The following is a 22,967-nucleotide window of genomic DNA, read 5'->3' as shown; positions in this document are numbered from 1 at the left end:
GCAGGGTGAATGAGCAACGCGGTTGTGCGGTATTGTTAGTAACGCATGATCCTTGCTTGTCGGCGTCGTGCCAGCGATAGCGTTAATCAAGCATAGCTAACTTAAAAGCCTTAAAACGCCCTGATAAATCAGGTTATTTAAGGCTTAAATCACTTAGGATATTCAGGTGCCCTTATCGTTTTTAGCTTAGGGAATTTTACAGGTTTTAATGCCAATCAAACTGTAAAGTGGGCAAAAGTTAAATAAACCGGTGGCTAGCGGCACCACACCAATCCAACCCCAAACACCAATATAACCGGTTGCCGCGAGCGCAATCAGCAATATCCCAGCGATAATTCTCAGTGTTTTATCCAGCGAGCCTACGTTTGCTTTCATTTGTTACTCCGTTATATTAAGGATCCTGAATATAAACAATAGTCTTTATTCAAAGTCATGTCGGTGAATCACTTCAAAATTTTTTATCTGCTTTGAAGCGTCAACAAGCTCTAGTGTGACGTCAATCTTCATAAAGGTGCTACAGACGCTTTTTAAGTGTAAAGGCACCGCGAAGTTCGCCAATCTCAAAGCCAGTTGCTAAATCTGCTGGATAGTGTTCTTGGATTGTTTGAAGTACCGCCTCAGTAATCATATTACCGTGACAAGCTTGGCAAACTGGCTCGAGCATAATCGGTTGCATGTAACGAAATGATGAACCTTCGCCTTTGTTAACTATTTCAGCATGTTGTAGCTCAGTTGCATCAGCGCCTGCAGCTAAGGCAGTGATATAGCTTTGTAAGATATTATGCTCCCACGGATCGGCAATATTTGCGCTGTTACGAACGCGTAAGCTGGTGCGGCCTACTTCCCAGCCGTCAGTAGACCATTTTGCGGCGATCATCGGTGCTTGTTCTTGGCAAACCGCAACGCCGGCAGACAGACCCCCTTGCTTAATGGCAGAGCCGAGCGCACTTTTGAGTTCCGTCGCAAAACCTTTAATGCGGGTTTGAGCGTCGAGTTTTAGGCTATCAAGGTTATGATCGTTAGCAACAGCATTAGCCATCTGACTTAAACCACACAATAAAAGTAATAAAAAAATACGCATAGTTCTTCCATTAATTGGCAGTGGGTAAAAATTATTTAAGTTGATTTTTTTGATGACGATCTTGCGGTAAATCGTCACGATAACTGGGTGTTGCCAGCCATTCGTGACCTTTTAACATGGCATACCAATACAGTGGTGGGAGCATTTTTTCTTTTAAAAACCATGATAGAGCGGAGGGTTTTGTGCCATCGACTAACCACTTAGGAAAGGTAGGTTCTACTTTGCCACTATAAAGAAACTCAGCTAGCACAATTTTGCCACGTTCTACCGTTAGTGGACATGAACCATAGCCATCATAAACAGCTTGCATGGGTTTGTTGGTTAGCAGTTTTATGAGGTTTTCTGCTACCACGGGAGCTTGCTTACGCACCGCAGCGGCGGTTTTAGCATTAGGGGTGTTGGCGCAATCACCCAGAGCAAATACATTTGGCCATTGCTGATGTTGCAAGGTATCTGGAAAAACATTCATCCAGCCGGCGTTGTCTGCTAACAGGCTTTGGCGTAATACATCGGGTGCCACTTGCGGCGGTGTTACATGCAACATATCGAAGTGTTTTTCGATGTCTTTACTACTGCCATCTGCTTGTGTTTGTCTGAAGTATGCGGTTTGGCTTGAGGCATCTAGCGCGATTAAATTCGTTTGAAGGTTTAAATTGATAGCGTATTTTTCAATGTATTGTTGTAAAGCAGGCACATAGTCTGCTACACCAAATATCGCCGCGCCAGCACTACAAAAATGCACGTTGATATTTTTTAAGACGTGATTGCGTAGCCAATGATCGCAGGATAAATACATGGCTTTTTGTGGCGCACCGGCGCATTTTATCGGCATCGGTGGTTGAGTAAATATGGCTGTACCTTGTTGCAGCTGCTGAACTAACTGCCAAGTATAAGGCGCTAAGCCCGGTGCATAATTGGATGTAACCCCGTGCTGACCTAAGCTGTCAGCTAGCCCTGGGATGGCAGACCAATCTAATTTTAAACCCATGGCAACAACCAGTGCACGATAAGACAAGGTCGAATTATCTTGCAGTACAACCTGATTAAGCTCTGGCTGAAAACTTGCTGCAGCACTCTTATACCAAGTGACGGCAGCCGGTATTAAATCTGCCATGTTTTTCACGGTACTTGCTTGCTTAAAAACCCCACCGCCGACTAAGGTCCAGCCAGGTTGATAATAATGTTGATCACTTGGTTCAGCTAGCGCGATTTTGAGAGAAGGTTGTCGTTTTAGTAAGCTAGCAATGGTAGCTAACCCAGCAGCGCCACCACCAATCACTACAACATCATAGTTTTTGGTTCTAGTTGTGTTGTCTGTGTTCATCATATCTCCAAGCTGGTGACATGAGCACCAGAGTATTATGTCGGCAAGTTATTCCAATTTGGAATATCTTATGCAAAAAAAGAATAATCTAATATAGTGGTTGCATGTCCGTTGTGCAAGTTGAAATTAGCTTACCGATTAAATTTAAATTATTTTAAAAAGTGGCTGTATGTCATTAAAAGTCATCAAGCAAGACATGCCATTTTAAGCGACATACATTTTGACAAGTTACAGTGCAAGTTCTGTGTCAGTATGGGCAAAGCTGAGTGTTACTATTGCATAGTTAAAGCCTTAACTTAGCTATATATCGGGATGTTTTATTGTTGAGATTTCCAAGCAACACCTTCTGGGATCTTATAGCTCCAAGGTAAACCAGAATTACGCCAGCCATCTACCTTACGTACACCTTTCGATAAGCCTGTTTTTTCAGTCGTGCCTTCAAAGCCATCGCTGACTGACCATACTTTACTGTAACCATAAACGGCTAATCTATCTGCGGCAGGTGCGCTTCGCGTTGAACCACTGCGACACATCATGATGATATTGGCATCTTTAGCTACACCAAGTTGATTCAGTTTTTGTAACAGTTCTTGATCAAAATGAGGGTTAGGGCGCATCGCCCATGATTGCGCTTGTTCATTCCATAAACTGGCATCGGTTAGTTGAAATGGCACATGCACTTTAGTCGCTTGAGCAAAACCAGTAAATTTAATTTCTACCGGATCTCTGACATCCACCAATATGGCTTTGGGATCATTTTCTAAAAGTTGATAGGCCTCTTTCGCGGTGAGATAAAGCCCTAATTGGCTTTTGGTTAAATCTACTTGTTCTAAAGGCTTTGTCGAGTCTTGCGCTAGAGACGGTGCATTAAAACATATCACGCTTAATGCTATGGGTAGCAGTAACCAAGAGTGAAAAGACATTGTGTTCTCCTGCGTTGTTAAATAAAAAATATTGAATCGTATTTTGTGTGTTTAGCTTGAGTGTAGTATTTTGTGCTCAAATTGCGCGATATCATTAAACTCGCTTGGTTTATGATGGAGCAGCAACAGCACGAAGCGACCTTGCAACCAAGGTAAAATATTTTGCCAAATCCGCTTAGCCATTGTGCTATCTAAACCGTTAAAAGGCTCATCTAAAATAATCAGCGTAGGATTGTGCAGTATTAAGCGCGCAAGGGTCAGCCGTCTTGCTTGACCACCCGAAAGATTCTGGCCGATCTCACCTAGCCATGTATCTAAACCTTGGCTAAGTGCACTTGCCCACTCGTCTAATTCTACTAAGCGTAATACCTGCCAAAGATCAGCGTCGGCCAATGGTGCTAAGCCAAGCTGCAGGTTGTAACGCAATGTGTCGGCAAAAATGGCGTTCTGTTGTTCTAAATAAGCAACAGCCTGACGATATGGCTGTGTTTCAGCAGCTGTTAGGTCAGTTTGGTTAATACTGAGCGTAATGTAGGGTGACGTGTGCTCTGCCGCCAACGCTGCGGCAACCGTCGACTTACCTGATCCTGAGACGCCAGTGAGCAATAACCACGGCTGTTGTTTGGTGAGACGCAGTGATAATGGGTGTAACTTGCTACTCGTTATCTGCGGGTGGTCAGAAATATCACACTGTATGCACGACACTTGTTTAGTTAAGGGGCTCAGAGGTGCAGGTGTTTGCGTAAAGCCAGCTAGGCGTTTGGCTGCATAAACGGTTTTACCGAGGTGGCTAAATTGCAGTGGTAGACCCGTCAGCAATTCAGCTACACCAAGCCAGCCAAGTAAAAACATCACGGCAAGTGGCCCAGTTAGTGTTCCGGCAACAAAAGCGACCAGTACACTGAGTAATAATGCTGAAAAAACGATAGCTTGCATCGTATTAACGCCAAGCTGTAAACGGGCTTGCATCAGTTGGAGACGACTTTCCAATTGATAAATGTGCTCAATGCTTTTGAGTAAAGGTTGTTGATTAAACGCGGTAGTTTTGCTGGCATAAAGTTCCGCTAAACCATCAATGTGAGCAACCACTTCAGCGCGAGTTTCTGTGAACTGTTGAGCAAGCTCGCTGCCTGTGGTTACGTTGGCGTTGCCAAACAACTTAAGTGCAATCGCCATAAATAACAGTAATAAGCCAAGCGTAAATAGCGCAAAACTGGGCAGCCAAATTGCTAATATTCCGAAAAAAAATACCGTGGCTATCACGCTCATTACGGGGGGCAATAGCAAGCGCAGATAAAGATTATCCAGTGAGTCTAACTCTGCGGTTAGTCGGCTTAACCAATCCGTGTCGGAAAAATTTTTACTCATTGATCGGGGTAATTGCTGTAAGCCTTTAAATAACACTACTCGACTTTTAGCCAGTTGCCGTAATACGGTGTCGTGGTTATACAGCCTTTCAAAATAGCGGCTGACGGTACGGCTGAGAGCGAAAAAGCGAATGCCGCCACCTGGCAAATAAATATCTAACATAAATATGCCTCCAAGCAGCAGTGCCGCACCGGCTACCGCGGTTGCCGTGATAAACCAGCCGGATAAAGCGAGTAATGCGATACCTGATAGCGCAGTCGCTATAGCGAGTAAGGCGCCCAACACTAAGCGATGTTTATTTTGTTGCAGAAAAATATCGAGCCAAAAACGGAGCGCTTGCAGATTTTTATGAGATGGCATCTGTTACCTCTAGCAACTCCAGATGCTGATCCGCGAGTGCTTGTAGTTCGCTATCGTGGCTTACAATAACAAGCGTGCAAGTGAGTTTAAGTGTATGCAAAGCTTGAATAACATAGCGTCGGCTTTCCAGATCAAGGCAAGAGGTTGGTTCGTCTAACAGCATAAGGCCATAGGGTATAAGAAAGGCTCTGGCTAAAGCGATACGTTGTAATTGCCCACCCGATAAACCCTCACCTCTCTCTGAAATAAGTTGATCGAGTGCTGACACGGTTGGACATAGTTTGGCTAACCCAACGTTGTTAAGGGCGTTAAGTAAAGCGGCATCGTTAACGGGCCCGCTCAGAAGTTGAAGATTCTGTCTAATTGAGCCATTTACTACCCAAGGACGCTGCGCCATATAATAAATACAGACCTGTGACGGTGAAACTTGGTTAAATTGGACTTTGCCTGCTGCAACCGGAATTAACCCCGCGAGTGTTTTTAATAACGTGGTTTTACCAACACCCGATGGACCACTAATCAATAAGCATTGCTGCGGTTCGACATAAAAGTCCAAGTTTGTTGCTAGTGATTGGCCAGAGGGGTTTTTAATGGTTAAGTTTGTAACGTCTAAGGCCCCGACCATGGCTGTTGCGCTTGGTGTTGGCACTTCTGTTGTGATGTTTATAATGTTAGAGATTTCGGTTGCCGCAGCTAAAGCGCTGGCTTTGTCATGATAAGACTGCGCGAATTGACGGATCGGTTGAAAGAACTCCGGGGCCAGTGCCAAAATAAATAACCCGGTGCTCAGCGTTAATTGCGGTGCAGGTCCAAAATCAATGGCTCCGAATAAAGCAAAACCGATATAAATGGCTACAGCAGCAATCGCGACACTGCTAAAAAACTCTAATACTGCGGACGACAAAAAAGCGACTTTTAAGGTTTGCATAATGAGTCGGCGATAACTTTGACTGCGTGCTGCTACTTCATCTTGCACTTGTGCGGCCGCGCCTAGACGTGCAATGAGCGCGATTTTTTTTAGGCGGTCAAGAAAATGCCCCGCTAATCGTTGGCGCTGAAGTAAATGACGTTGGTTGATTTGCTCTGCACCCATGCCAATTAGTGACATAAAAAGCGGAATGAGTGGTGCGCTAAACAACAATAATAGGCCGACTAACCAATCAGTCCAACTAATAGCAAGCAAGATGCACAGAGGTGACAGCAATAATAATTGCTGCTGTGGCCAGTAGCGGGCGTAATAGCCGTCTAAGGCATCAACATCTTCAAGTAAATGACTGGCATAAACACTGGGCGAGCGCTGTAATTGCGAGATGCCAACAACTTGCCATGCCAACAACATTTTTTGGCGTAATGTTTTTTTAATACGACTACTCGCGTCTTGGGCTAAGCGCTCTTGCCAGTAAAGCAATTGGCTGCGCAGCAGCCATAATAAAGTGATGCCCAAGATCGAGATAACGAGTTTGCGGTCTGCTGTGATGGTATTTTTAATAATCAACTGATCAATGAGCCACGCGGCTAAGAACCAGATAATCACTAGCAAGACTGTGGCGTTAACTCCAGCAAACACGCTTAACCACAAACGTGTTTGTTGTTGTTTTCGCAAAGCGATCAGCAGTGCTGATCCCTTCGCGGTAAGGTTACGTGCCTCAACACCTGACTCTTCAGCTAAGGAGTCAGCTAACGTCTTAGTCACTTAATGATATCCACCTTGTTTAACTTTGCCGCGGAAGACCCAGTAAGTCCACGCGGTGTAGGTTAAGACTAGCGGGATAACAAATAAGAAACCAATTAATAAGAACAACTGTGACTCAAACGCTGATGCGGCATCCCACAAGGTGTAATCTGGCGGCACCATGTAGGGCCATTTGCTGGCGAGTAAACCCAGATAGGTAAACAGAAATAAGCCCATGGTCGCGACAAAAGGGGTGCCTTCTTTTTGCTTGCGCAGAGCTTGAAAAACAACCCAAGCACAATATAGCGCTAAGAGGGGTAACAGCCACAGTAACGAGATACTATCAAACCAGCGAGACATGACGCGTGGGTCAACAAAAGGGGTGTACACGCTGATAATAGCAAACACCACGAGGACAGCTAATAACAAGCGCGGGGCGATTTTATAGGCCCACTGCTGTACTTCTCCTTCAGATTTCATAATTAACCAAGTGGCGCCAAGTAGGGCATAACCTGCGACTAAGCCAATGCCAGTAATGACGGTAAAGGGCGTTAACCAATCAAGCGCGCCGCCAACATAGCGGAAGTTTTCTGTTTTGAAGCCTTGAATATAGGCTCCGACTACAGCGCCTTGGGCAAAGGAGGCGACAATCGAGCCACCGGCGAAGGCCCAGTTCCATAGGTAGCGTGAGGTTTTGGCTTTAAAGCGAAACTCGAATGCGACGCCCCGGAAAATCAGGCCGGCGAGGAGCAGAAAAACGCCGATGTATAACGCGGGCAGAAACACTGAGTAAACCAGCGGGAAGGCGGCTAATAAGCCTGCGCCGCCTAAAACGAGCCATGTCTCGTTACCATCCCACACGGGCGCGACGGAGTTCATCATGACATCACGATGATGCTCGCTGGGTGCGAAGGGAAATAAAATCCCTTGGCCTAAATCAAAGCCGTCCATGAGCACGTACATCATGACACCAAAGGCGATAATGCCGGCCCATATTAAAGTTAAATCAAAGGGTTGTGCCATTAGTTATCTCCTTCTAATCCGGCGTGCGCGGCTGAGAAGGGGCGTTTAGGCCGTTCAATCTCATCCATTTCATGTGGGGCATTGGCTTTTTCTAAACCGCCTCTAAACACTTTCAATAAGTAATAGACCCCTGCGCTAAACACTAAGCTATAGACCACGATATAGCCAATTAAGGTAAATAAGGCCATACCGCCGGTTAATGAGGGGGTTAAACCTTGCGCGTGGGTCATTTGGCCATAAATCAACCAAGGGGCTCGGCCTGTTTCGGTAACAACCCAGCCAGCCAGCACCGCTAAAAAGGGTGTAATACTCATCAAGCGCAGTGTTTGTAAGAAGGCGCGTGATTGATGGTATTGCCCTTTGTAGCGCAATATAAAGCCCCATACGCCGACACCAATCATCAGCACACCTAAGCCGACCATAACTCGGAAGGCCCAAAACACAATGAAGACAGGCGGTTGTTCAGCTACGGGGACTTCGTTTAAGCCGGGTAAGGTGCCATTCCAATCATGGGTTAGGATAAAGCTGGCAAGCTTTGGAATACCGATTTCAAAGCGATTCTCTTGGGCGTCTTGGTCTGGCAGGGCGAACAACAGTAAGGGTGCGCCTTCGCGGGTGGTCCAGTTGCCCTCCATCGCGGCCACTTTCATCGGTTGATGCTTCAGGGTATTCAAGCCGTGGAAATCACCGACGACAGCTTGAATAGGGGCGAGTAACAGGAGTACCCACAATGAGATAGACAAGGCTTTACGGTTGGCGTCAACTTCACGTTTTTGAATTAAGAACCAAGCACTGACACCGGCAACGACTAGCGTGGCGGTTAAAAAAGAGGCTAAGGCCATGTGCATAAAGCGATAGGCAAACGAGGCGGTGAAAAGCGCATCACTCCAAGAGACAACATGGTACATCCCATCACGTAGCACGAGGCCGTCGGGGGTTTGCATAAGTGAGTTGGCTGATAAAATCCAGAATGAAGAAATAAAGGTGCCGGTGGCAACCATAATAGCGGCGAATAAATGCACGCCTTGGGGGACTTTATCGCGGCCAAAGAGTAGTACGCCTAGAAACGCCGCTTCGAGGAAAAAGGCGGTGACCACTTCATAACTGAGCACGGGGCCGAGGAAATTGGCGGTGGCGTAGGCGAAGTTGCTCCAGTTGGTACCGAACTGAAATGACATAACGATCCCGGAGACCACACCCATGCCAAAGACAACCGCGAACACTTGGATCCAAAATTTGGACAATCGTTGCCACATCGGGTTACCGGTTTTGTATGATAAGGTTTCTAACACAGCAATAGTACTGGCTAGGCCAATAGTAAAGACAGGGAAGATCGCGTGGAAACATACAACAAAGGCAAATTGTATGCGCGAGAGTAACAGCGGGTCGAGTTCCATAGATTGCTCCAGTGCAACCAAAAACGGTTAACGTGCCGTTTGGTTGGCGTTTGCGTGTTGTTTCATAATAAGTATTTGGATGAACTTTTTAACGATGGGCAGCACCATTAATAGTGTTGGAAAGGCGATTAACCATGACCAAAGCCATGCTGACATCCAACCTACTAGCGTTATATCGTTAAAGCCTAGTGCTTTAAGGGTACTGACCAACGAGATCACGAAAGTCATCAGTATAGATAAAATAAGCGGCATTAAAACTTTTTCAATTAGAGAAATCTTAATTTGGATCATGGTTTTCTCAAAAAAAGCGATGTCAGCCGAGGCTGACATCAAAGGTTAATTACAATGATTTTTTACTGAAGTACCAGTCAATGTACTGGTAACCTTGATCTTTACGTATATCAGCCTCTGCCATAGTTGCTGGCGGTGGCACAATAACATCATCACCAGGTTGCCAATTTTCAGGAGTCGCTACCTTGTGTTCATCGCTAGTTTGTAATGCCCGTAACACTCTTAAAAACTCATCAATACTGCGACCATTACTCATTGGGTAATACACCATGGCACGTAAAATACCATTTGGATCAATAATAAATGTGGCTCGTACCGCAGCCGTATCACTCGCACCTGGCTGAATCATGCCGTAAGCTTTGGCGACAGCCATCGACAAGTCCGCAATAATTGGAAAGGTAATTTTTGCCCCAAAGTTTTCTTCAATACTCCGAGCCCAAGCAATATGTGAATGCACACTATCAATCGATAGACCTAAAAGCTCACAATTTAATGCAGCAAATTGATCAGCGCGTGTAGCAAAACCCATAAATTCAGTAGTACACACTGGCGTAAAATCTGCTGGGTGTGAAAATAATACTAACCATTTACCTTTATAGTCTTCTAAGGTCTTCATGCCATGAGTGGTTTTGGCATTAAAGGCCGGCGCTGGCATGTTGAGTTGCGGGAAGCTAACCGTTTGTTCAGTCATAATAAGATCCTTGTGAGTTTATCTTCATTACATTAGACATTAATGTTATATCAATATAGTATATGCTTATAACAAATAGAAATAAATAAAATTGATTGAATTAATCATAAAAAATGATTGGTCACAGCAAACTTAGGTTGTACCTAAAATATATGGTTTGAAAGTTTTTATTTTTAACTTTTTTCGCTCTTTATATTTACATTTTGGTTTTGGTTGTTTCGCGACAATCTTAATAATGGCTTAAGTTTTAGCGTTTACTATTTCGTTTTCTTTGTTAAGTAGAAGAGGCGACATGCCCAAATTAAGTTGGTTGATTCGTTTTAGTGGGCCTTATTTGTCTTTGCTGGCATTACTGATTGGCGGCTTGTTGTTATTGTCCATAGCGAGCAGCGCTAACGACTGAAGCTGGCTTTTGAGTGAAATTGAAATGCACGCTTTGCTCAAATGATGAATTAACAAGGAAGGATGCATAGAGGTGCTCTCATGAAGATTGTCAAACCGTTATTGGGTTGTTGTGTTGCGCTGTTGGTGATGTTGCCATGTCATGGTATTGCGCAAATGCTGTCAACAGAGTTGCAGCCGGTGTCTTCGTTAAGTCAATTAACGGATGCTGCTGAACAAAGGTTACAGCGTCAAGCACTGCATCAACCTGCGCCTTGGATCTCAACGTGGCTGGCGGATGCGCCGGTGCTATCTGCAGGGTTGCTGAACAGCCGAAGTCAAGGTGGCAGTGATGAGATCGAGTTAGCGCTTAATCTCCCCTTAAAAAGTCCTAGCCGAGTGCGCTTAGACGAAGATGTATTAGATAATCAACAACGCCTGACAGCCAGTTTACTGGCATATCGTCGTTGGTTTGCCAGTGGCTTAGTTCGCGATACGGTATGGCAAATCGTATTAGAACGCAAAAGACAGCAGCTCTTAACCGAGCAATTGGATATTTATCAGCACTTTATCGAAAAATTGCGTAGCCCAGGGCAAGCAAGTGAAATGCAAAGTTATCATCAATACTTGTATCAACAAGGTGCGACAGAGCTGGCATTAGAACAGTTAGATAGCGCTGCCAGATTACTGATTGCGCAGCAACAGCTACAGCAGTTAACAGGGCAGGCTAACTTGCCTAATATGACTGCAGAAGAGCCCACGGCTGATTTTCAGTTAGTACAGCATCCTCGTTTACAGTTGCTGTTACTGCAAGAGCAACAGTTGCAATTACAGCAACAAGCAAATTCTCCAGCCAATAGCGCTTGGCAATTAACTACACGGGTAAAACGTGTTAACAATGCTGAGCAAAACGATAATCAGATAGGTCTGCAGTTGGATATTCCTTTAACAATTGGCGAGCAATCAAACCAGTTGGCGAATAGTACTTTTCAGTTGGACTATCAGCAATGGCTCAATGATTACAGTGATTCACAGCGGGAAATTGAACAGCAGCACAGCGCCGCACGAGCCGAGCTAAAGACGCAACAAGCGCAGTTAGCCCTTTTAAAAAATGACGAAGCCTTGCGCCGGCAAGCAAAAGCCAGTTTGTTGTTATTACTAGAGCGCCAAGAAATTAACGCTGATTTGGCACAGCAGCGGCTGCAGCAACTGTTGCAAGCCGAGTTGCAACTTGTGCTATTAGAAATTCAAGTACAAGCCAGTATCGCCAAATTAAATCAAACTGCCGGAGTGATGTTATGAATGTATTTTTCAAAGGATGTCAAAGGGCAGCCATCGGTGTGTTATTGGTACTTAGTGGGCAAAGTGTTGCCCAATCAGAACCTGCAGAAGTAACCATTTCAGCGTTAGGGGCATTAAACTTGCGTTATGCAGAGGTGAGCCTTGCAAGCGATTTCGCGGGGCAGCCTTTGTTGGCGCAAGCCAGTGCTTACACTGGCAGTGCTCGGCCGGTTGGTCGAATGATTGAAAGCGCTGAGATGACATGGTTAGCGCAGCCCGGCAGCGTGGTCGAGGCTGGCCAGCCGGTAATGCAGTTAGCGGGAAGCGAAGTGCATCATTTTTTAACGGAATATGATGCGCGTAAAAGTTATTTTCAGTTAGTTAAAAAGCGTTATGACGATAATCAACAGTTGTTCAAACAAAAAGCCATTGGAGCCAGTGCATGGCAAGAAATTAGCTTGGCTTATCAGGCTGCAATGCTGGAGTTTGAACATTTAGATCATTTTTATGAACGGATTAGCCAAGTAAGTGCTGATCATTCAAGTATTATCCTCACCGCGCCAATCGCCGGTTTAGTGTTAAGTGCTGATGCGTCGGAGCCTGTGTTATTTAGCATCTTGGATCAGGCACAGCTGCGCTTAACAGGAACCTTAGTCGAGCAACCTTTTCAACCCAGTGCGATACGTTTTGAAAATTGTCAGCTGGCAATTGAGCGCTTTGAAGCGGTAAGCGAAGGCTTTGCGCGCCGCTGGTGGACGGCACCCGTGGCGAGTGAATCGGCTTGCCAACTTAATTGGCAGCAACAACTTAATGTTACGCCAGTTTATGCCCAGGCGGTATATCGTGTCCCCACTAGCGCTATCGTTCGCCATCATAGTCAGCAGCATCTTTGGTTAAAAAGTGCTAACAGCTTGCATTTGGTGCCAGTGTCAATTTTAGGCAAAGACGCAGGCGCTTTTTGGGTGCAGAGTGAAGCGTTAGCCCCGGCAGATCAGGTACTAATTCAATCAGTAAGTGCGGTATATGGCCATTACTTAGGTTTAGGAGGCGAATAAGTATGGCCGCATTATTACGTTTTATTTTAACGCAAAAGCTCTTTGTGCTGGCGCTTACTGCGCTTGTGATTGCGCTTGCGGTGCAAGCGTGGCAGCGCTTGCCGATAGACGCTTTTCCCGATATTTCGCCAACACAGGTCAAGTTGATCATTCGTGCACCCGGCATGACGACAGCCGAAGTTGAGGCGCAAATTACCCAGCCGATAGAAACTGAGTTGCTAGGGATCCCTGATCAAAGTATCTTGCGCTCGACCACCAAATACGGCATTACCTCTATAACTATCGATTTTACTGAAGGTACTGATATTTACTGGGCCCGGCAACAGGTTAGCGAACGTCTAGCTGGGGTTTGGGGCAGCTTACCAGATATCGCCGAAGGTGGGCTGGCGCCAATGAGTACTCCGCTGAGCGAAATTTTTATGTTCAGCTATAACAATCCTAATTTATCGTTAACTGAGCGGCGGCATGTTTTAGATTGGCAGATCCGACCGCTGTTGCGCACTGTGCCTGGCGTAGCTGAAGTAGCAACGATGGGTGGTTATGTACAAACCTATGAATTTGCTCCAGATTTAGTACGTTTACAGCAAGCCGGTATAAGCTTAGAGCATTTAATTAGCTGGCTACAACAGCAGCATATGAATGGCAGTGTTGGCCGAATTAATAGCGGTACCAATACCTTAGTGATTCGCACCGAGGGCAAACTAACTGATGCTTTTGATTTAAGCCAACTCACCATTGCGGATGCTAATGGCAATCCGATTACCCTCGCGCAATTAGGCGAAGTGAGCTTAGGGCATTTAGCGCGTTTTGGTGGTGTTACGCATAATGGCAAAGAAACCGCACAAGCGATGATTATCGCCTTGAAAGGGGCGAATACCAGTGAGGTCGTGGCCGCGGTCAAAGCTAAATTGGACCAAATTAGCGTGACCTTGCCAGAGGGCAGCGAGCTCAATGTGTTTTATGACCGTGCGACCTTAATTGAAACGGCGGTTAGTACCATTCTTGAAGCTTTGTTTGCCGCGGTATTGCTGGTCATTGTGGTGCTATTTATCTTTTTGGCAGATGTTAGGGCGGCCTTAGTGGTTGCCGTCGCGATCCCTTTGGCTGTGGCGATCACTTTTTTAGCCATGGATCAGGTTGGGTTAACCGCAAATTTAATGTCTTTAGGCGGTATTGTTATTGCTATCGGCATGTTGGTGGATGCGGCGGTGGTGGTGGTGGAAAACATTGTTAGCCAAGGTCAGCAATTACGTCATGCGCCAGTAGCACATCGCGTATATCGCGCAACCTTAGCGGTCGCCAAACCAGTTATTGCGGGTACGGCGATTGTGATCATCGTATTTGCCCCTTTGTTAATGCTAACAGGTTTAGAGGGGAAATTGTTTTCGCCTGTTGCTATGACTATTGTCTTTGCCATGCTGGCTTCGTTAGTGATTGCTTTGTGTGTTATCCCCGTACTGGCGGTAAGTTTAATTAAAATGTCGGATAAATCTGCGCCGAAGTTTTTGCAATGGCTATTACAGCGCTATCAACACGCCTTAACCAAGGTTATCCAACGTCCTGCGCCTTGGTTGATTATGGCGCTACTGCTTGTAATGGGGACGGGCTTGACGGCGAGCTTTGTCGGTAAAACCTTTATGCCAGTTATGGATGAAGGCGATTTAATCGTACAGCTTGAAAAGCATCCTGACGTCAGTTTAAGCGAATCTTTAGCGGTCGATAGCCAAATTAGCCAGCGGCTTTTGCGTGATGTAGCTGAAATAAAACAAATTGTTGCTCGCATCGGTTCAGATGAACTCGGGATGGATCCGATGGGTTTAAATGAAACCGACATGTTCATGCAATTGCACCCCGCTACAACTTGGCAGGTGTCGTCTAAAGAAGCGCTCACCGAGAAAATCCGCACTATTTTACAAGAGTATCCGGGGATTAATTTCAACTTTACTCAGCCCATTCAGATGCGGGTTTCAGAAATGCTCACGGGGACCTCTGGCGATGTTGCGGTCAAAGTGTTTGGTGACGATGTGGCAACTCTCAGTCATTTAGCACAAAGCATTGCTCACACGACTGAGCAAATGAGTGGTAGTGTCGATGTACAAACCACCATTATTGATGGCGGTGAATTTGTGAATGTTCGGCTACTCCCTGAGATTGCGGCGCGTTATCAGCTTACTACCGAAGAGTTGTCTCGACGTTTACGGATCTTTGTTGATGGTTTGCAGGTGGGTGAAATTACCAATGGTAAGATTAAAACGCCCTTGTTATTTAGTAGTAGCCAGCAACCTAATCAAGTGAGTTATCTTGAACAGTTAGCAACTTTGCCGATAAGTTTGCCAAATGGCAGTGTGGTCGCGTTAGCGAGTGTCGCTACCATTGAAACGCAGTTCGGCCCGAGTTTAATTGAGCGTGAAAATGGCAGTCGTTTTGCGGTGGTCACAAGTAATGTGAGTGGTCGGGATATCGTCAGTTTTGTTGAAGAGTTAAAACAGCAAGTTGGCCAAGCGGTTAGTTTACCCAGTGGTTACACCATTGAATATGGCGGTGAGTTTGAGAATCAGGCACGAGCAACCAATAACTTACTCATGATCGTGCCGTTGGTTTTGCTGGTGATCGTGCTGATTTTATTCACCACCTTTCGCTCTTTAGCGATTGCGGGGCTGGTGTATGCCAATATCCCTTTTGCCCTGATGGGGGGCGTGTTAGCGTTGTTTATTAGCGGTGAATATTTATCGGTACCGGCATCGGTAGGTTTTATTGCCCTACTGGGGGTGGCTGTACTTAATGGTGTGGTGATGCTGTCACATTTTCAAAGTATTGAGGAACGCTATAACGACATTAAAGAGTTGGTTATAGCTGGCGCCGGCGATAGGTTACGGGCTATTTTGATGACGGCAACAACGGCTATGTTAGGATTGATCCCGTTAGCGTTAGCCACGGGGCCAGGAGCTGAAATTCAGCGACCGCTGGCGATAGTGGTGATTGGCGGTTTAATTACTTCAACGCTGACCACCTTATTTTTACTTCCTTTAATGTATGCGCGTTTAAGAGGCCGTCATGACAGAACTTGAGATGCTATATGTGTTTTTTCCGTTAGAGCAACGCGATGCCGTGGTGGATAGTTTATTGGCTATTGACGATCTGAGTGGTTTTTCTATTGTCACCTTAGATGGCCATAGCCGTGATAATAGTCAATTTGACCGCTTGGAGCAGGTTGTTGGTTATCGGCAGTTATGTCGTGTCGAAGTGATAGTGAACAAACTATTGCGTGAGCAAGTTATAGTGCAATTGCGACAATGTCGCTCAGCTAAAACGGGTAATAATGGGTATCGTTATTATGTGATGCCGGTGTTGGAAAGCGGCCACTTGTAAGTCATTAGCCTTGATTAAAAACACTACGCCCTGCAATAGCAGGGCGTGAATGACGACGATAAAATAAGCAGTTGCTACTGTACTTGCGGTTAAAAAGTGTAGTTAAAGCCAGCATAAACGGTGCGACCCATTCCTGGTACGCCAATACCAAACGGGATGCCATTCAACGACATGGTCATTCCTTGGCCGGTATACACACCACCCTGGGGTAAATAATAGAATTTATCCAGAAGGTTCTCTACACCCACATCAAGCCGCAGTGACTGCCAGCTATGACTAAATCGCGCATTGAGCAAGGCATAACCCGCAGTTGTCGGTTCACCACGAATCGTTGATACTCGATTCTTATTTTTACTTATCTGCCATTCTAAACTGTTTTCCCAGCCCGCTAAGGTGTGGTTGAGTGTTAACTTGCCATGCAGCGGCTGCACATTATGTAAACCCGCATCGGTATCGGTATTGCGTGCATCTATGTAACTGAACAGGGCTTTCAGTTGCCATTGCCCACTATTATTGTTGGCTAATGTGGTTTCAGCACTGAGATCGATTCCTCGCAGCTTGGCACGTTGGTTTTGATATTGCAGCACATTAAACTGGCCTGCTAACCAACTGCCGTTGGCTGCCACCGCATCAATATAATCTTGCACATCGGTGTAATAGGGCGTGATGATTACCTGCTGTTGTTTATCTTTACTTTGCCACGCTAAGCTTGCCGATACGGTATGCGCTTTTTCTGGTGCTAGCGCCATATTACCCACATAACCATTGCCATCACCCACCAAATTATTCATCGATGCAGCCATAGGCCAAAATGACCATGGATAGGCTTCATAGAGGTTGGCTGAGCGCATCTTTTGCGCCAAGGCTAACTCTACACGCATGTTGTCGGTTAGTTGATAGCGGGTCAGTGCGGTAATGTCTAAGTTGGTATCGCGTTGTTTGCGTTCCGCTTGGTTAAAGGCTGCCGCATTAGGAACTTGCATGCCCATCGCGCTTGCTGACGTGTCATAACCTTGCACTTCATCGGCATTGCGTGTCACGCGCTCTACTCGAACGCCATAAAGCAGTAACCAATCCGGCGTTAAAGTTAACTCGTGCTCGGCAAACACCGCACTGCGATCACGACGGCCATTATTGATATTTAAAAACGTACCTGGGCCCATACCACCGCCTGACGCCGGCCAGTAATCATCTAAAGAAAACTGTTGTAACTCACTGCCTAAACGTATTGTTGAGTGAGCCAAAAAAGTCATTTCAACATTTAAGCTTAGCCCCCGGTTGGTGGAGTCAGAATGCATTGGCATACCTGCAGCGCAGGTGCCAGCAGGATCGCCATGAAAACGGATCGGGGCACAGGCCTGACCGCCCATCGCATTAGAGCCATACCAAAATTGCCGATCAGGGCCAAAATCCATCACATGCTCAACTTTTTCTTGATATATGCGGCTTTGCCATTGCCCCCACGCAGTTGTGCGTTGCCAGCTAAGGTTAATTCGCTGTTGTTCGTTATCGAGCAAATCCATCCGCTGATTTGGGTAGAGTTGCATGGGCATATTTTGGTAGCCTAATTGCAACTCGATGAGATCGGCTGCGGTTTTATAGGCAAAGCGTAGCTGATGGTTTTGGGTTTCATAAGCACTTGAGCCGACTTCATCTAGCGGCAGTGTTTCGCCAGGTCGACCTGTAGCATTAAGGGTTTTAAAGTTGGCCGCTGCCGTGTAATTGTTGCCTTTGCTCCAATTACCGCTATAACTTGCATACAGTGCTGCGCTACTGTGGCTCACTTTCAGATGGCTACCACGAGCTTGGTTATTACTGCGATAAAAGCCACCTAGTTCGGCCGTCGTTTCTGCTTGATCTGAAAACTCAGCGGCTTTGGATTCACTGATGATGGTGCCGCCAATGCTATCTCCGCCGACACTGACTGGCGTAACCCCGGCAAACACAGAAAGCTGACCGACATCAGATGGCGCCATGTAGGATAGCGGTGGGTTCATATGATTAGGACAAGCAGCAATTAAATCCATGCCATCCACTTTAATGCGCAAGCGATCATCGGCCAAGCCGCGGATCATTGGTAAGCTTGAAACGGCGCCAGTTTGATTTACGCTAACACCAGCAAAAGCGTTAAGTAAAGCTGCCGTATCACTTGTTGCGGCTACCTGCGCTTGCAGTTCACTGGCCAATAATTGTTGTGCCATACCCACCGGTTGGCGCTGCCCTTCAACTTGAATATGTTCAATAGTTGGCTCGTTACTGTCTGTGGCCATAACAGGGTTAGCGAATACGGTTAGGCTAATGGCCGCAGCCAGTTTAGAGAGTTGAGCAAAGTGCTGAGAATGAGATGAGTGCATAAAACTCCGATAGCATTGAGACTTTTAAGCTATGGTAGTTGTTTGCTACGGTTAACGTAATGCGGCATATTGTCGCAGTAACGGCTTAGGTGGGGCGATGTTTAAGCAGTTTTCGCTGTAAGGTACGCCTGTGCATACCCAAGCTTTTCGCTGTTTGCGAAATATTGCCATCGTGTTTGGCAAGCACGCGCTGAATATGCTCCCATTCTAATTGTTCTGGTGACAAAAACAGATTGTTCGATGGTGTTGCGGTGTGTTCTGCTTCAGTTAAATTGTCACCAAAAAGCGTTTGTTGTAGTAATTGAAAATCGACGGGCTTGGTCAGGTAATCGTCAGCGCCTTGTTTCACTGCTAGCACGGCAGTATTAATACTGGCATATCCAGTTAATACAATAATAAGGCAGTGACTCAATGCCATTCGTAATGGCGCAATAAAACTTAAACCCGATTGCTGACCAAAGCGCAAATCTAACAAATAAATATCGGCTTGTTCGGCAATTAATTCGGCCTCAGTTAATGGCTGATAAAATGCTTGGATTTGCCAGCCTGGTTTTGCTAAACGCCTAGCGAGTGTGTTGATGAGTGCAGGATCATCATCAACAATAACCAGTTTTTTAATCATGCCTGTCCTCCAAATAGCAATAGTGTTTCCATACCAGCAGAGGAGCGGTTTCGCCTTTTAATCTGGCCACCCAGGCGCTCGATAGACACATTAGCAAGAAATTGTCCCCAACCAAGGCCTTGTTCGCTGTGTTGTGGTAAATGGCCAAGCTCAGCTAGGCGTTGCTCGGATAAGCCTTCACCAAAGTCGATAATACAGAGTGATAACTGCCCTTGCTGCAGCGTTAATTTCAGCTCAAGCTGAGGTTTCTGCTGCTGTAAGCCAGCATCGGCCGCATTGTCTAATATTTGAAACAGCGCTGCGGCAACCGCAGTTGCTTCTTTTACATAACAACGGCTATCGTCCGTGTTTTCGGTTATCGTAACGTGAATGTCTGGACGAGTAACCATCCAAGACTGCAAGCTTTGTCGCAAGATAGGTAATAGCGGGGCGGGTTTCAAATCGCGCCACTCTCCGGCATGTTGGCGCAGTTCGACAATAATTTGCTGGCAACGGCTCAGTTGTTGTTGTATGTCAGTGGCGGCTGGATGGGCAGCGATCAGCGGCTGAACTTCGTCGGTTAATAACAGTAAGTTTTGGATAGGCGAAGCTAAATCATGCGCGGCATTGGCGGCGTATGTGGCAATGGCTAAGGCGTGTTCTTGACGAACTTGCTGCTGCTGTAATTGATTAAGTTGTTCTGAGGTAGTTCGGTTCAGTGCGGTTTGACGGCTAATAAACCAACTGATAACGATTGCAGAGATAACAAAAGCGCACCACATTTGCCACATATGGCGTGAGAAGGGCTGCATTACATTAGTATGCAGCATATGATGACCAATGCCTTCAGCCGCTTGCAGGATCTGTGTTAAGTCACCCATCCACAGTAATAAGCTGTAGGCAGTAATAGCACCCAAAGCGAACACATAACTTAGCCAAGCGGGTAATAAAACAGCCACAACTGCCACAGGTAGTAATAATAGCGCAACAAAGCCATTACTTACCCCACCGGATAGTGCTAACAGCGTAAAGATCGCCAATAAATCGAGCGCACAGCAGACAACAAAAAGTAATTGACTTTCGTGCCATGCCCTCGGCAATTGCAGCTGTGCTAAGTTAGTGGCTAATAAAGTACAAAGCACAAGCACTATGACATTCCACGCTGTGACCGGATAGACCATTATGCTGCCCAGTAGCGCTAATAACGTTAAGATGCTGAAGATTAAAGCTCGGAATTTCACCAGCTGCCAAAAAGAGGTGGTTGCCGTAAACATGTTATTTTCCATCTAGTAAGGGAAAAACTATAACTGCTAATGCTCTTGGCGTTAAAAAGCAAAAACGCAGATGAGTCTAGCATAATTATGCGTTTGAGCTGAAGATAGCATCAATTGTACGTAGACCGTATCGCAGTTATTTTAATCAAGTCGCACGCTAAGCAAACTGAAGTGTTGTACTTAGTCGCAAAGACGCTTAAGTTGAAGCAAACACCAGACAAATAATGCTGTTTTGACATCAATATTGCAAAGTTGTCGCGGCAATACCTTCAGGAATTCAGATTATGCGTGCGTATTTTCGTTTAGGCCCCGCCACTTTAGTGACAGCGGCTTTTATTGGTCCTGGTACGGTGGTAACAGCATCCCTGGCTGGCGCTAACTATGGCTATGCCCTTTTGTGGGCGTTGTTATTTTCTGTTATTGCGACGATGATTTTACAAGAAATGGCCTCACGCTTAGGCATCGTTACCGGTAAAGGTTTGGGAGAAAACCTTCGACATTTAGTGCAGCAGCCGATATTAAAAGTGTTGCTATATAGCCTAGTGGTAGCGGCGGTTGTTGTGGGTAATAGTGCTTATCAAGGCGGAAATTTAACGGGTGCTAGCCTGGGAGCAGATACCATTTGGGGGCAGCAGCTGCTTGTGCTGTCGCTAAAGCAACACACGGGGTTAAACCCCTGGTCATTGCTGTTAGGCGTCATTGCAATCGTGGTACTGTGGCGTGGGCAATATCAACGGATTGAGCGGTTTTTAATTGGCCTAGTATTGCTGATGAGCTTGGCGTTTATCAGTACTATGCTGCTAACCAAGCCCGATATGGGTGCGATGTTTTCGGGCATGCTGTTACCCACAATTCCTAGCGGCGCAACCTTAACGGTGATTGCTCTTATCGGCACCACGGTGGTGCCTTATTCTTTGTTCTTGCACGCGGCAAGCTCCGCAACGAAATGGCACAATCAGCCCAATAAAGCACAAGCTCTGGCAGAGTCTGCGGCTGACTTACGTACCGCCATACCCTTAGGTGGCTTGATCACTTTAGCCGTGTTATCTACGGCAGCAACCGCTTATTTTGGCAAAGGCCTACAAATGGAAAATGCCGGTGATTTAGCGTTGTCGTTGCAACCGGTATTTGGTGCTGCAGCAACCTACTTAATGGCGTTAGGTTTACTAGCAGCAGGTTTGTCATCAGCCATTACCGCACCGTTAGCCGCGGCTTATGCTTTGCGCGGCTTGTTACAGCTAAGCCCACAATGGTTTCGACTGAGTTGGTTACTGATTATTTTGGTGGGTATGCTGGTATCGAGTTTGGGCTTAAAACCCTTGAGCATCATTTGGTTTGCCCAAGTGGCTAATGGTATTTTGCTGCCAATCATTACTCTGTGCTTATTACTAGCCGTGAACTCCTCACTGCTGGGTACCTATCGCAACAGCTTGCGGCAGAATGTGTTGGGGGCGGCGGTATTTGCTGCAACCTTATTATTAAGCGGCCGCACCCTTTACCTGGCTTTTTTTAGTTAACCCTCATCCGACCACACTCAGGTACTGGTCCGACCGGTGTCTGAGTGCGGTCTGACCAGTGTCTGAGTGTGGTCGGAGGTGTTTGGGGGAGGGTAATGAGAGCATAACGTCGCTATTGTTAGCAAAAGCCATTTCAACGGTTTTTGGGAGCGCTATCCGCTGGCGCAATTTCAAAAAAAGTTCTCGTGGGTTTGCGACAAGGCACCTCGTTGTGCCGTTCGGCTATTAGGTCTGCATACATGAGTTATGTTAATATTACGGCCATGTAATGCAGCGAAACAGGCCTGATAAATTCTATGGCAAGACGTACGAAAGCCGAAGCAGAAACCACTCGCGCAGCGATCTTAGATGCGGCTGAACAGCTGTTTTTTCAGTTTGGTGTATCTCGAACCACACTCGAGAAAATTGCCCAAGCCGCTAATGTTACCCGCGGTGCTATATACTGGCACTTTGATAACAAAGCCGATGTGTTTAACGCCATGTTAGAGCGGGTGCGCTTGCCGTTCCAGCATTTGTTGGCGGAAGTGGATAGTAATCCGCATGTCGATCCTTTCTTACAGGTGCGAGACCTCATGGTTAACGCCCTACAAATGATTGCCAATAGCGAGCAGTTGCATCGTGTGCTGACAATTGTATTTCATCGTTGTGAATATCTCGATGAATTAAACCCGGCTGTAAATAAACAAGATGAATTAGATGCGCAAACCATTGCGGTGATGCAGCGAGCCTTTGCACGTGCCGAGCAAGCGGGGATGTTACGAACGGGTGTATCACCTCGTCTGGCGGCATCGGCTTTTCATATGTATGTTGGCGGTATTATTAGTAGTTATTTATTAAAACCGCAGCAATGCGATTTAGATCAGCATGCCGCTGTATTGATTGATGCCATGCTGCAAGGTTTAAAGCAGCGTTAATCCCCCGGCAACATTAAGCATAAAAAAGCCGGCTATTTAGTGTGGGACTAAAAGCCGGCAAAGGTACGAATCGGTGGCAGTTTTACCTGCC

Annotated in this window: 19 protein-coding genes; 6 read left to right on the top strand and 13 right to left on the bottom strand. The window is 46.1% G+C overall.

The annotated features are described in order from the left end of the window. Nucleotides 1-186: 186 nt before the first annotated feature. The 10 genes from ORJ01_RS10250 to ORJ01_RS10205 all read right to left on the bottom strand — a co-directional run bounded on the left by ORJ01_RS10250 (nucleotide 187) and on the right by ORJ01_RS10205 (nucleotide 10,130). Nucleotides 187-375 (bottom strand): DUF2892 domain-containing protein, encoded by a 189-nt coding sequence (locus tag ORJ01_RS10250; RefSeq protein ID WP_226751918.1) that lies wholly within the window; start codon nucleotides 373-375, stop codon nucleotides 187-189. A gap of 139 nt (nucleotides 376-514) precedes the next feature. Then, the gene (locus ORJ01_RS10245) at nucleotides 515-1,081 is read right to left on the bottom strand and encodes a DUF3365 domain-containing protein (protein WP_306177935.1); all 567 of its coding nucleotides are present in this window, start codon (nucleotides 1,079-1,081) and stop codon (nucleotides 515-517) included. A gap of 31 nt (nucleotides 1,082-1,112) precedes the next feature. Further along, nucleotides 1,113-2,405 carry an FAD/NAD(P)-binding oxidoreductase gene (locus tag ORJ01_RS10240; protein WP_306177934.1) on the bottom strand — a complete coding sequence of 431 codons (1,293 nt, stop codon included), beginning with the start codon at nucleotides 2,403-2,405 and terminating at the stop codon, nucleotides 1,113-1,115. A gap of 317 nt (nucleotides 2,406-2,722) precedes the next feature. Further along, nucleotides 2,723-3,328, bottom strand: coding sequence for a rhodanese-like domain-containing protein (locus ORJ01_RS10235; protein ID WP_306177933.1), 606 nt, complete (start codon nucleotides 3,326-3,328; stop codon nucleotides 2,723-2,725). A gap of 51 nt (nucleotides 3,329-3,379) precedes the next feature. Then, nucleotides 3,380-5,056: an amino acid ABC transporter ATP-binding/permease protein gene (locus ORJ01_RS10230; RefSeq protein WP_306177932.1), complete on the bottom strand. Its 1,677-nt coding sequence runs from the start codon at nucleotides 5,054-5,056 to the stop codon at nucleotides 3,380-3,382. Next, nucleotides 5,043-6,749, bottom strand: coding sequence for a thiol reductant ABC exporter subunit CydD (gene cydD / locus ORJ01_RS10225; protein WP_306177930.1), 1,707 nt, complete (start codon nucleotides 6,747-6,749; stop codon nucleotides 5,043-5,045). The genes ORJ01_RS10230 and cydD overlap by 14 nt, the downstream gene beginning before the upstream one ends. Then, the gene (gene cydB, locus ORJ01_RS10220) at nucleotides 6,750-7,751 is read right to left on the bottom strand and encodes a cytochrome d ubiquinol oxidase subunit II (RefSeq protein ID WP_226751924.1); all 1,002 of its coding nucleotides are present in this window, start codon (nucleotides 7,749-7,751) and stop codon (nucleotides 6,750-6,752) included. Next, nucleotides 7,751-9,148 (bottom strand): cytochrome ubiquinol oxidase subunit I, encoded by a 1,398-nt coding sequence (locus ORJ01_RS10215; protein ID WP_226751925.1) that lies wholly within the window; start codon nucleotides 9,146-9,148, stop codon nucleotides 7,751-7,753. The genes cydB and ORJ01_RS10215 overlap by 1 nt, the downstream gene beginning before the upstream one ends. A gap of 27 nt (nucleotides 9,149-9,175) precedes the next feature. Next, nucleotides 9,176-9,376 carry a DUF2798 domain-containing protein gene (locus tag ORJ01_RS10210; protein WP_306177963.1) on the bottom strand — a complete coding sequence of 67 codons (201 nt, stop codon included), beginning with the start codon at nucleotides 9,374-9,376 and terminating at the stop codon, nucleotides 9,176-9,178. A 112-nt stretch (nucleotides 9,377-9,488) separates the two neighbouring features. Then, the gene (locus ORJ01_RS10205; protein WP_306177929.1) at nucleotides 9,489-10,130 is read right to left on the bottom strand and encodes a peroxiredoxin; all 642 of its coding nucleotides are present in this window, start codon (nucleotides 10,128-10,130) and stop codon (nucleotides 9,489-9,491) included. Between the two features lie 483 nt (nucleotides 10,131-10,613). On the opposite strand from ORJ01_RS10205, the gene ORJ01_RS10200 reads away from it, so the two are divergent. Genes ORJ01_RS10200 through ORJ01_RS10185 form a run of 4 tightly spaced genes read left to right on the top strand, consistent with a single transcriptional unit; the run spans nucleotide 10,614 to nucleotide 16,216 of the window. Next, nucleotides 10,614-11,813, top strand: coding sequence for a TolC family protein (locus ORJ01_RS10200; RefSeq protein ID WP_306177928.1), 1,200 nt, complete (start codon nucleotides 10,614-10,616; stop codon nucleotides 11,811-11,813). Beyond that, the gene (locus ORJ01_RS10195; protein ID WP_306177927.1) at nucleotides 11,810-12,847 is read left to right on the top strand and encodes a hypothetical protein; all 1,038 of its coding nucleotides are present in this window, start codon (nucleotides 11,810-11,812) and stop codon (nucleotides 12,845-12,847) included. Before ORJ01_RS10200 ends, ORJ01_RS10195 begins: the two co-directional genes overlap by 4 nt. A gap of 2 nt (nucleotides 12,848-12,849) precedes the next feature. Next, on the top strand, nucleotides 12,850-15,915 hold the full coding sequence (locus ORJ01_RS10190) for an efflux RND transporter permease subunit (protein ID WP_306177925.1): 3,066 nt from the start codon (nucleotides 12,850-12,852) through the stop codon (nucleotides 15,913-15,915). Further along, nucleotides 15,902-16,216, top strand: coding sequence for a DUF3240 family protein (locus tag ORJ01_RS10185; protein ID WP_306177924.1), 315 nt, complete (start codon nucleotides 15,902-15,904; stop codon nucleotides 16,214-16,216). Before ORJ01_RS10190 ends, ORJ01_RS10185 begins: the two co-directional genes overlap by 14 nt. Nucleotides 16,217-16,305: 89 nt before the next feature. Here the strand turns inward: ORJ01_RS10185 and ORJ01_RS10180 are convergent, their stop codons facing one another. From ORJ01_RS10180 to ORJ01_RS10170, 3 genes are all read right to left on the bottom strand, one after another. Further along, a complete protein-coding gene (locus ORJ01_RS10180) occupies nucleotides 16,306-18,570 on the bottom strand; it encodes a TonB-dependent siderophore receptor (RefSeq protein WP_306177923.1) in 2,265 nt (754 codons plus the stop codon). 85 nt (nucleotides 18,571-18,655) lie between these two features. Next, nucleotides 18,656-19,192 carry a response regulator transcription factor gene (locus tag ORJ01_RS10175; protein ID WP_306177922.1) on the bottom strand — a complete coding sequence of 179 codons (537 nt, stop codon included), beginning with the start codon at nucleotides 19,190-19,192 and terminating at the stop codon, nucleotides 18,656-18,658. Continuing rightward, on the bottom strand, nucleotides 19,189-20,445 hold the full coding sequence (locus ORJ01_RS10170) for an ATP-binding protein (protein WP_306177921.1): 1,257 nt from the start codon (nucleotides 20,443-20,445) through the stop codon (nucleotides 19,189-19,191). Before ORJ01_RS10170 ends, ORJ01_RS10175 begins: the two co-directional genes overlap by 4 nt. 284 nt (nucleotides 20,446-20,729) lie before the next feature. Here ORJ01_RS10170 and ORJ01_RS10165 point away from each other — a divergent pair, with 284 nt between their 5' ends. After that, nucleotides 20,730-21,962 (top strand): Nramp family divalent metal transporter, encoded by a 1,233-nt coding sequence (locus tag ORJ01_RS10165; RefSeq protein ID WP_306177920.1) that lies wholly within the window; start codon nucleotides 20,730-20,732, stop codon nucleotides 21,960-21,962. Between the two features lie 296 nt (nucleotides 21,963-22,258). Continuing rightward, on the top strand, nucleotides 22,259-22,876 hold the full coding sequence (locus ORJ01_RS10160; protein ID WP_226751937.1) for a TetR family transcriptional regulator: 618 nt from the start codon (nucleotides 22,259-22,261) through the stop codon (nucleotides 22,874-22,876). Nucleotides 22,877-22,967: the final 91 nt, after the last annotated feature.

Origin of the sequence: Alishewanella sp. SMS8 (genome assembly GCF_030737935.1) — a bacterium.
Lineage (GTDB): Bacteria > Pseudomonadota > Gammaproteobacteria > Enterobacterales > Alteromonadaceae > Alishewanella > Alishewanella maricola.
This window is presented reverse-complemented; position numbering and strand designations above follow the sequence as displayed.

Coding starts and splice junctions, on each gene's coding strand:
- ORJ01_RS10250 (WP_226751918.1), bottom strand. CDS start 375: ATGAAAGCAAACGTAGGCTCGCTGGATAAAACACTGAGAATTATCGCT.
- ORJ01_RS10245 (WP_306177935.1), bottom strand. CDS start 1,081: ATGCGTATTTTTTTATTACTTTTATTGTGTGGTTTAAGTCAGATGGCT.
- ORJ01_RS10240 (WP_306177934.1), bottom strand. CDS start 2,405: ATGAACACAGACAACACAACTAGAACCAAAAACTATGATGTTGTAGTG.
- ORJ01_RS10235 (WP_306177933.1), bottom strand. CDS start 3,328: ATGTCTTTTCACTCTTGGTTACTGCTACCCATAGCATTAAGCGTGATA.
- ORJ01_RS10230 (WP_306177932.1), bottom strand. CDS start 5,056: ATGCCATCTCATAAAAATCTGCAAGCGCTCCGTTTTTGGCTCGATATT.
- cydB (WP_226751924.1), bottom strand. CDS start 7,751: ATGGCACAACCCTTTGATTTAACTTTAATATGGGCCGGCATTATCGCC.
- ORJ01_RS10215 (WP_226751925.1), bottom strand. CDS start 9,148: ATGGAACTCGACCCGCTGTTACTCTCGCGCATACAATTTGCCTTTGTT.
- ORJ01_RS10210 (WP_306177963.1), bottom strand. CDS start 9,376: ATGACTTTCGTGATCTCGTTGGTCAGTACCCTTAAAGCACTAGGCTTT.
- ORJ01_RS10205 (WP_306177929.1), bottom strand. CDS start 10,130: ATGACTGAACAAACGGTTAGCTTCCCGCAACTCAACATGCCAGCGCCG.
- ORJ01_RS10200 (WP_306177928.1), top strand. CDS start 10,614: ATGAAGATTGTCAAACCGTTATTGGGTTGTTGTGTTGCGCTGTTGGTG.
- ORJ01_RS10195 (WP_306177927.1), top strand. CDS start 11,810: ATGAATGTATTTTTCAAAGGATGTCAAAGGGCAGCCATCGGTGTGTTA.
- ORJ01_RS10190 (WP_306177925.1), top strand. CDS start 12,850: ATGGCCGCATTATTACGTTTTATTTTAACGCAAAAGCTCTTTGTGCTG.
- ORJ01_RS10185 (WP_306177924.1), top strand. CDS start 15,902: ATGACAGAACTTGAGATGCTATATGTGTTTTTTCCGTTAGAGCAACGC.
- ORJ01_RS10180 (WP_306177923.1), bottom strand. CDS start 18,570: ATGCACTCATCTCATTCTCAGCACTTTGCTCAACTCTCTAAACTGGCT.
- ORJ01_RS10175 (WP_306177922.1), bottom strand. CDS start 19,192: ATGATTAAAAAACTGGTTATTGTTGATGATGATCCTGCACTCATCAAC.
- ORJ01_RS10170 (WP_306177921.1), bottom strand. CDS start 20,445: ATGTTTACGGCAACCACCTCTTTTTGGCAGCTGGTGAAATTCCGAGCT.
- ORJ01_RS10165 (WP_306177920.1), top strand. CDS start 20,730: ATGCGTGCGTATTTTCGTTTAGGCCCCGCCACTTTAGTGACAGCGGCT.
- ORJ01_RS10160 (WP_226751937.1), top strand. CDS start 22,259: ATGGCAAGACGTACGAAAGCCGAAGCAGAAACCACTCGCGCAGCGATC.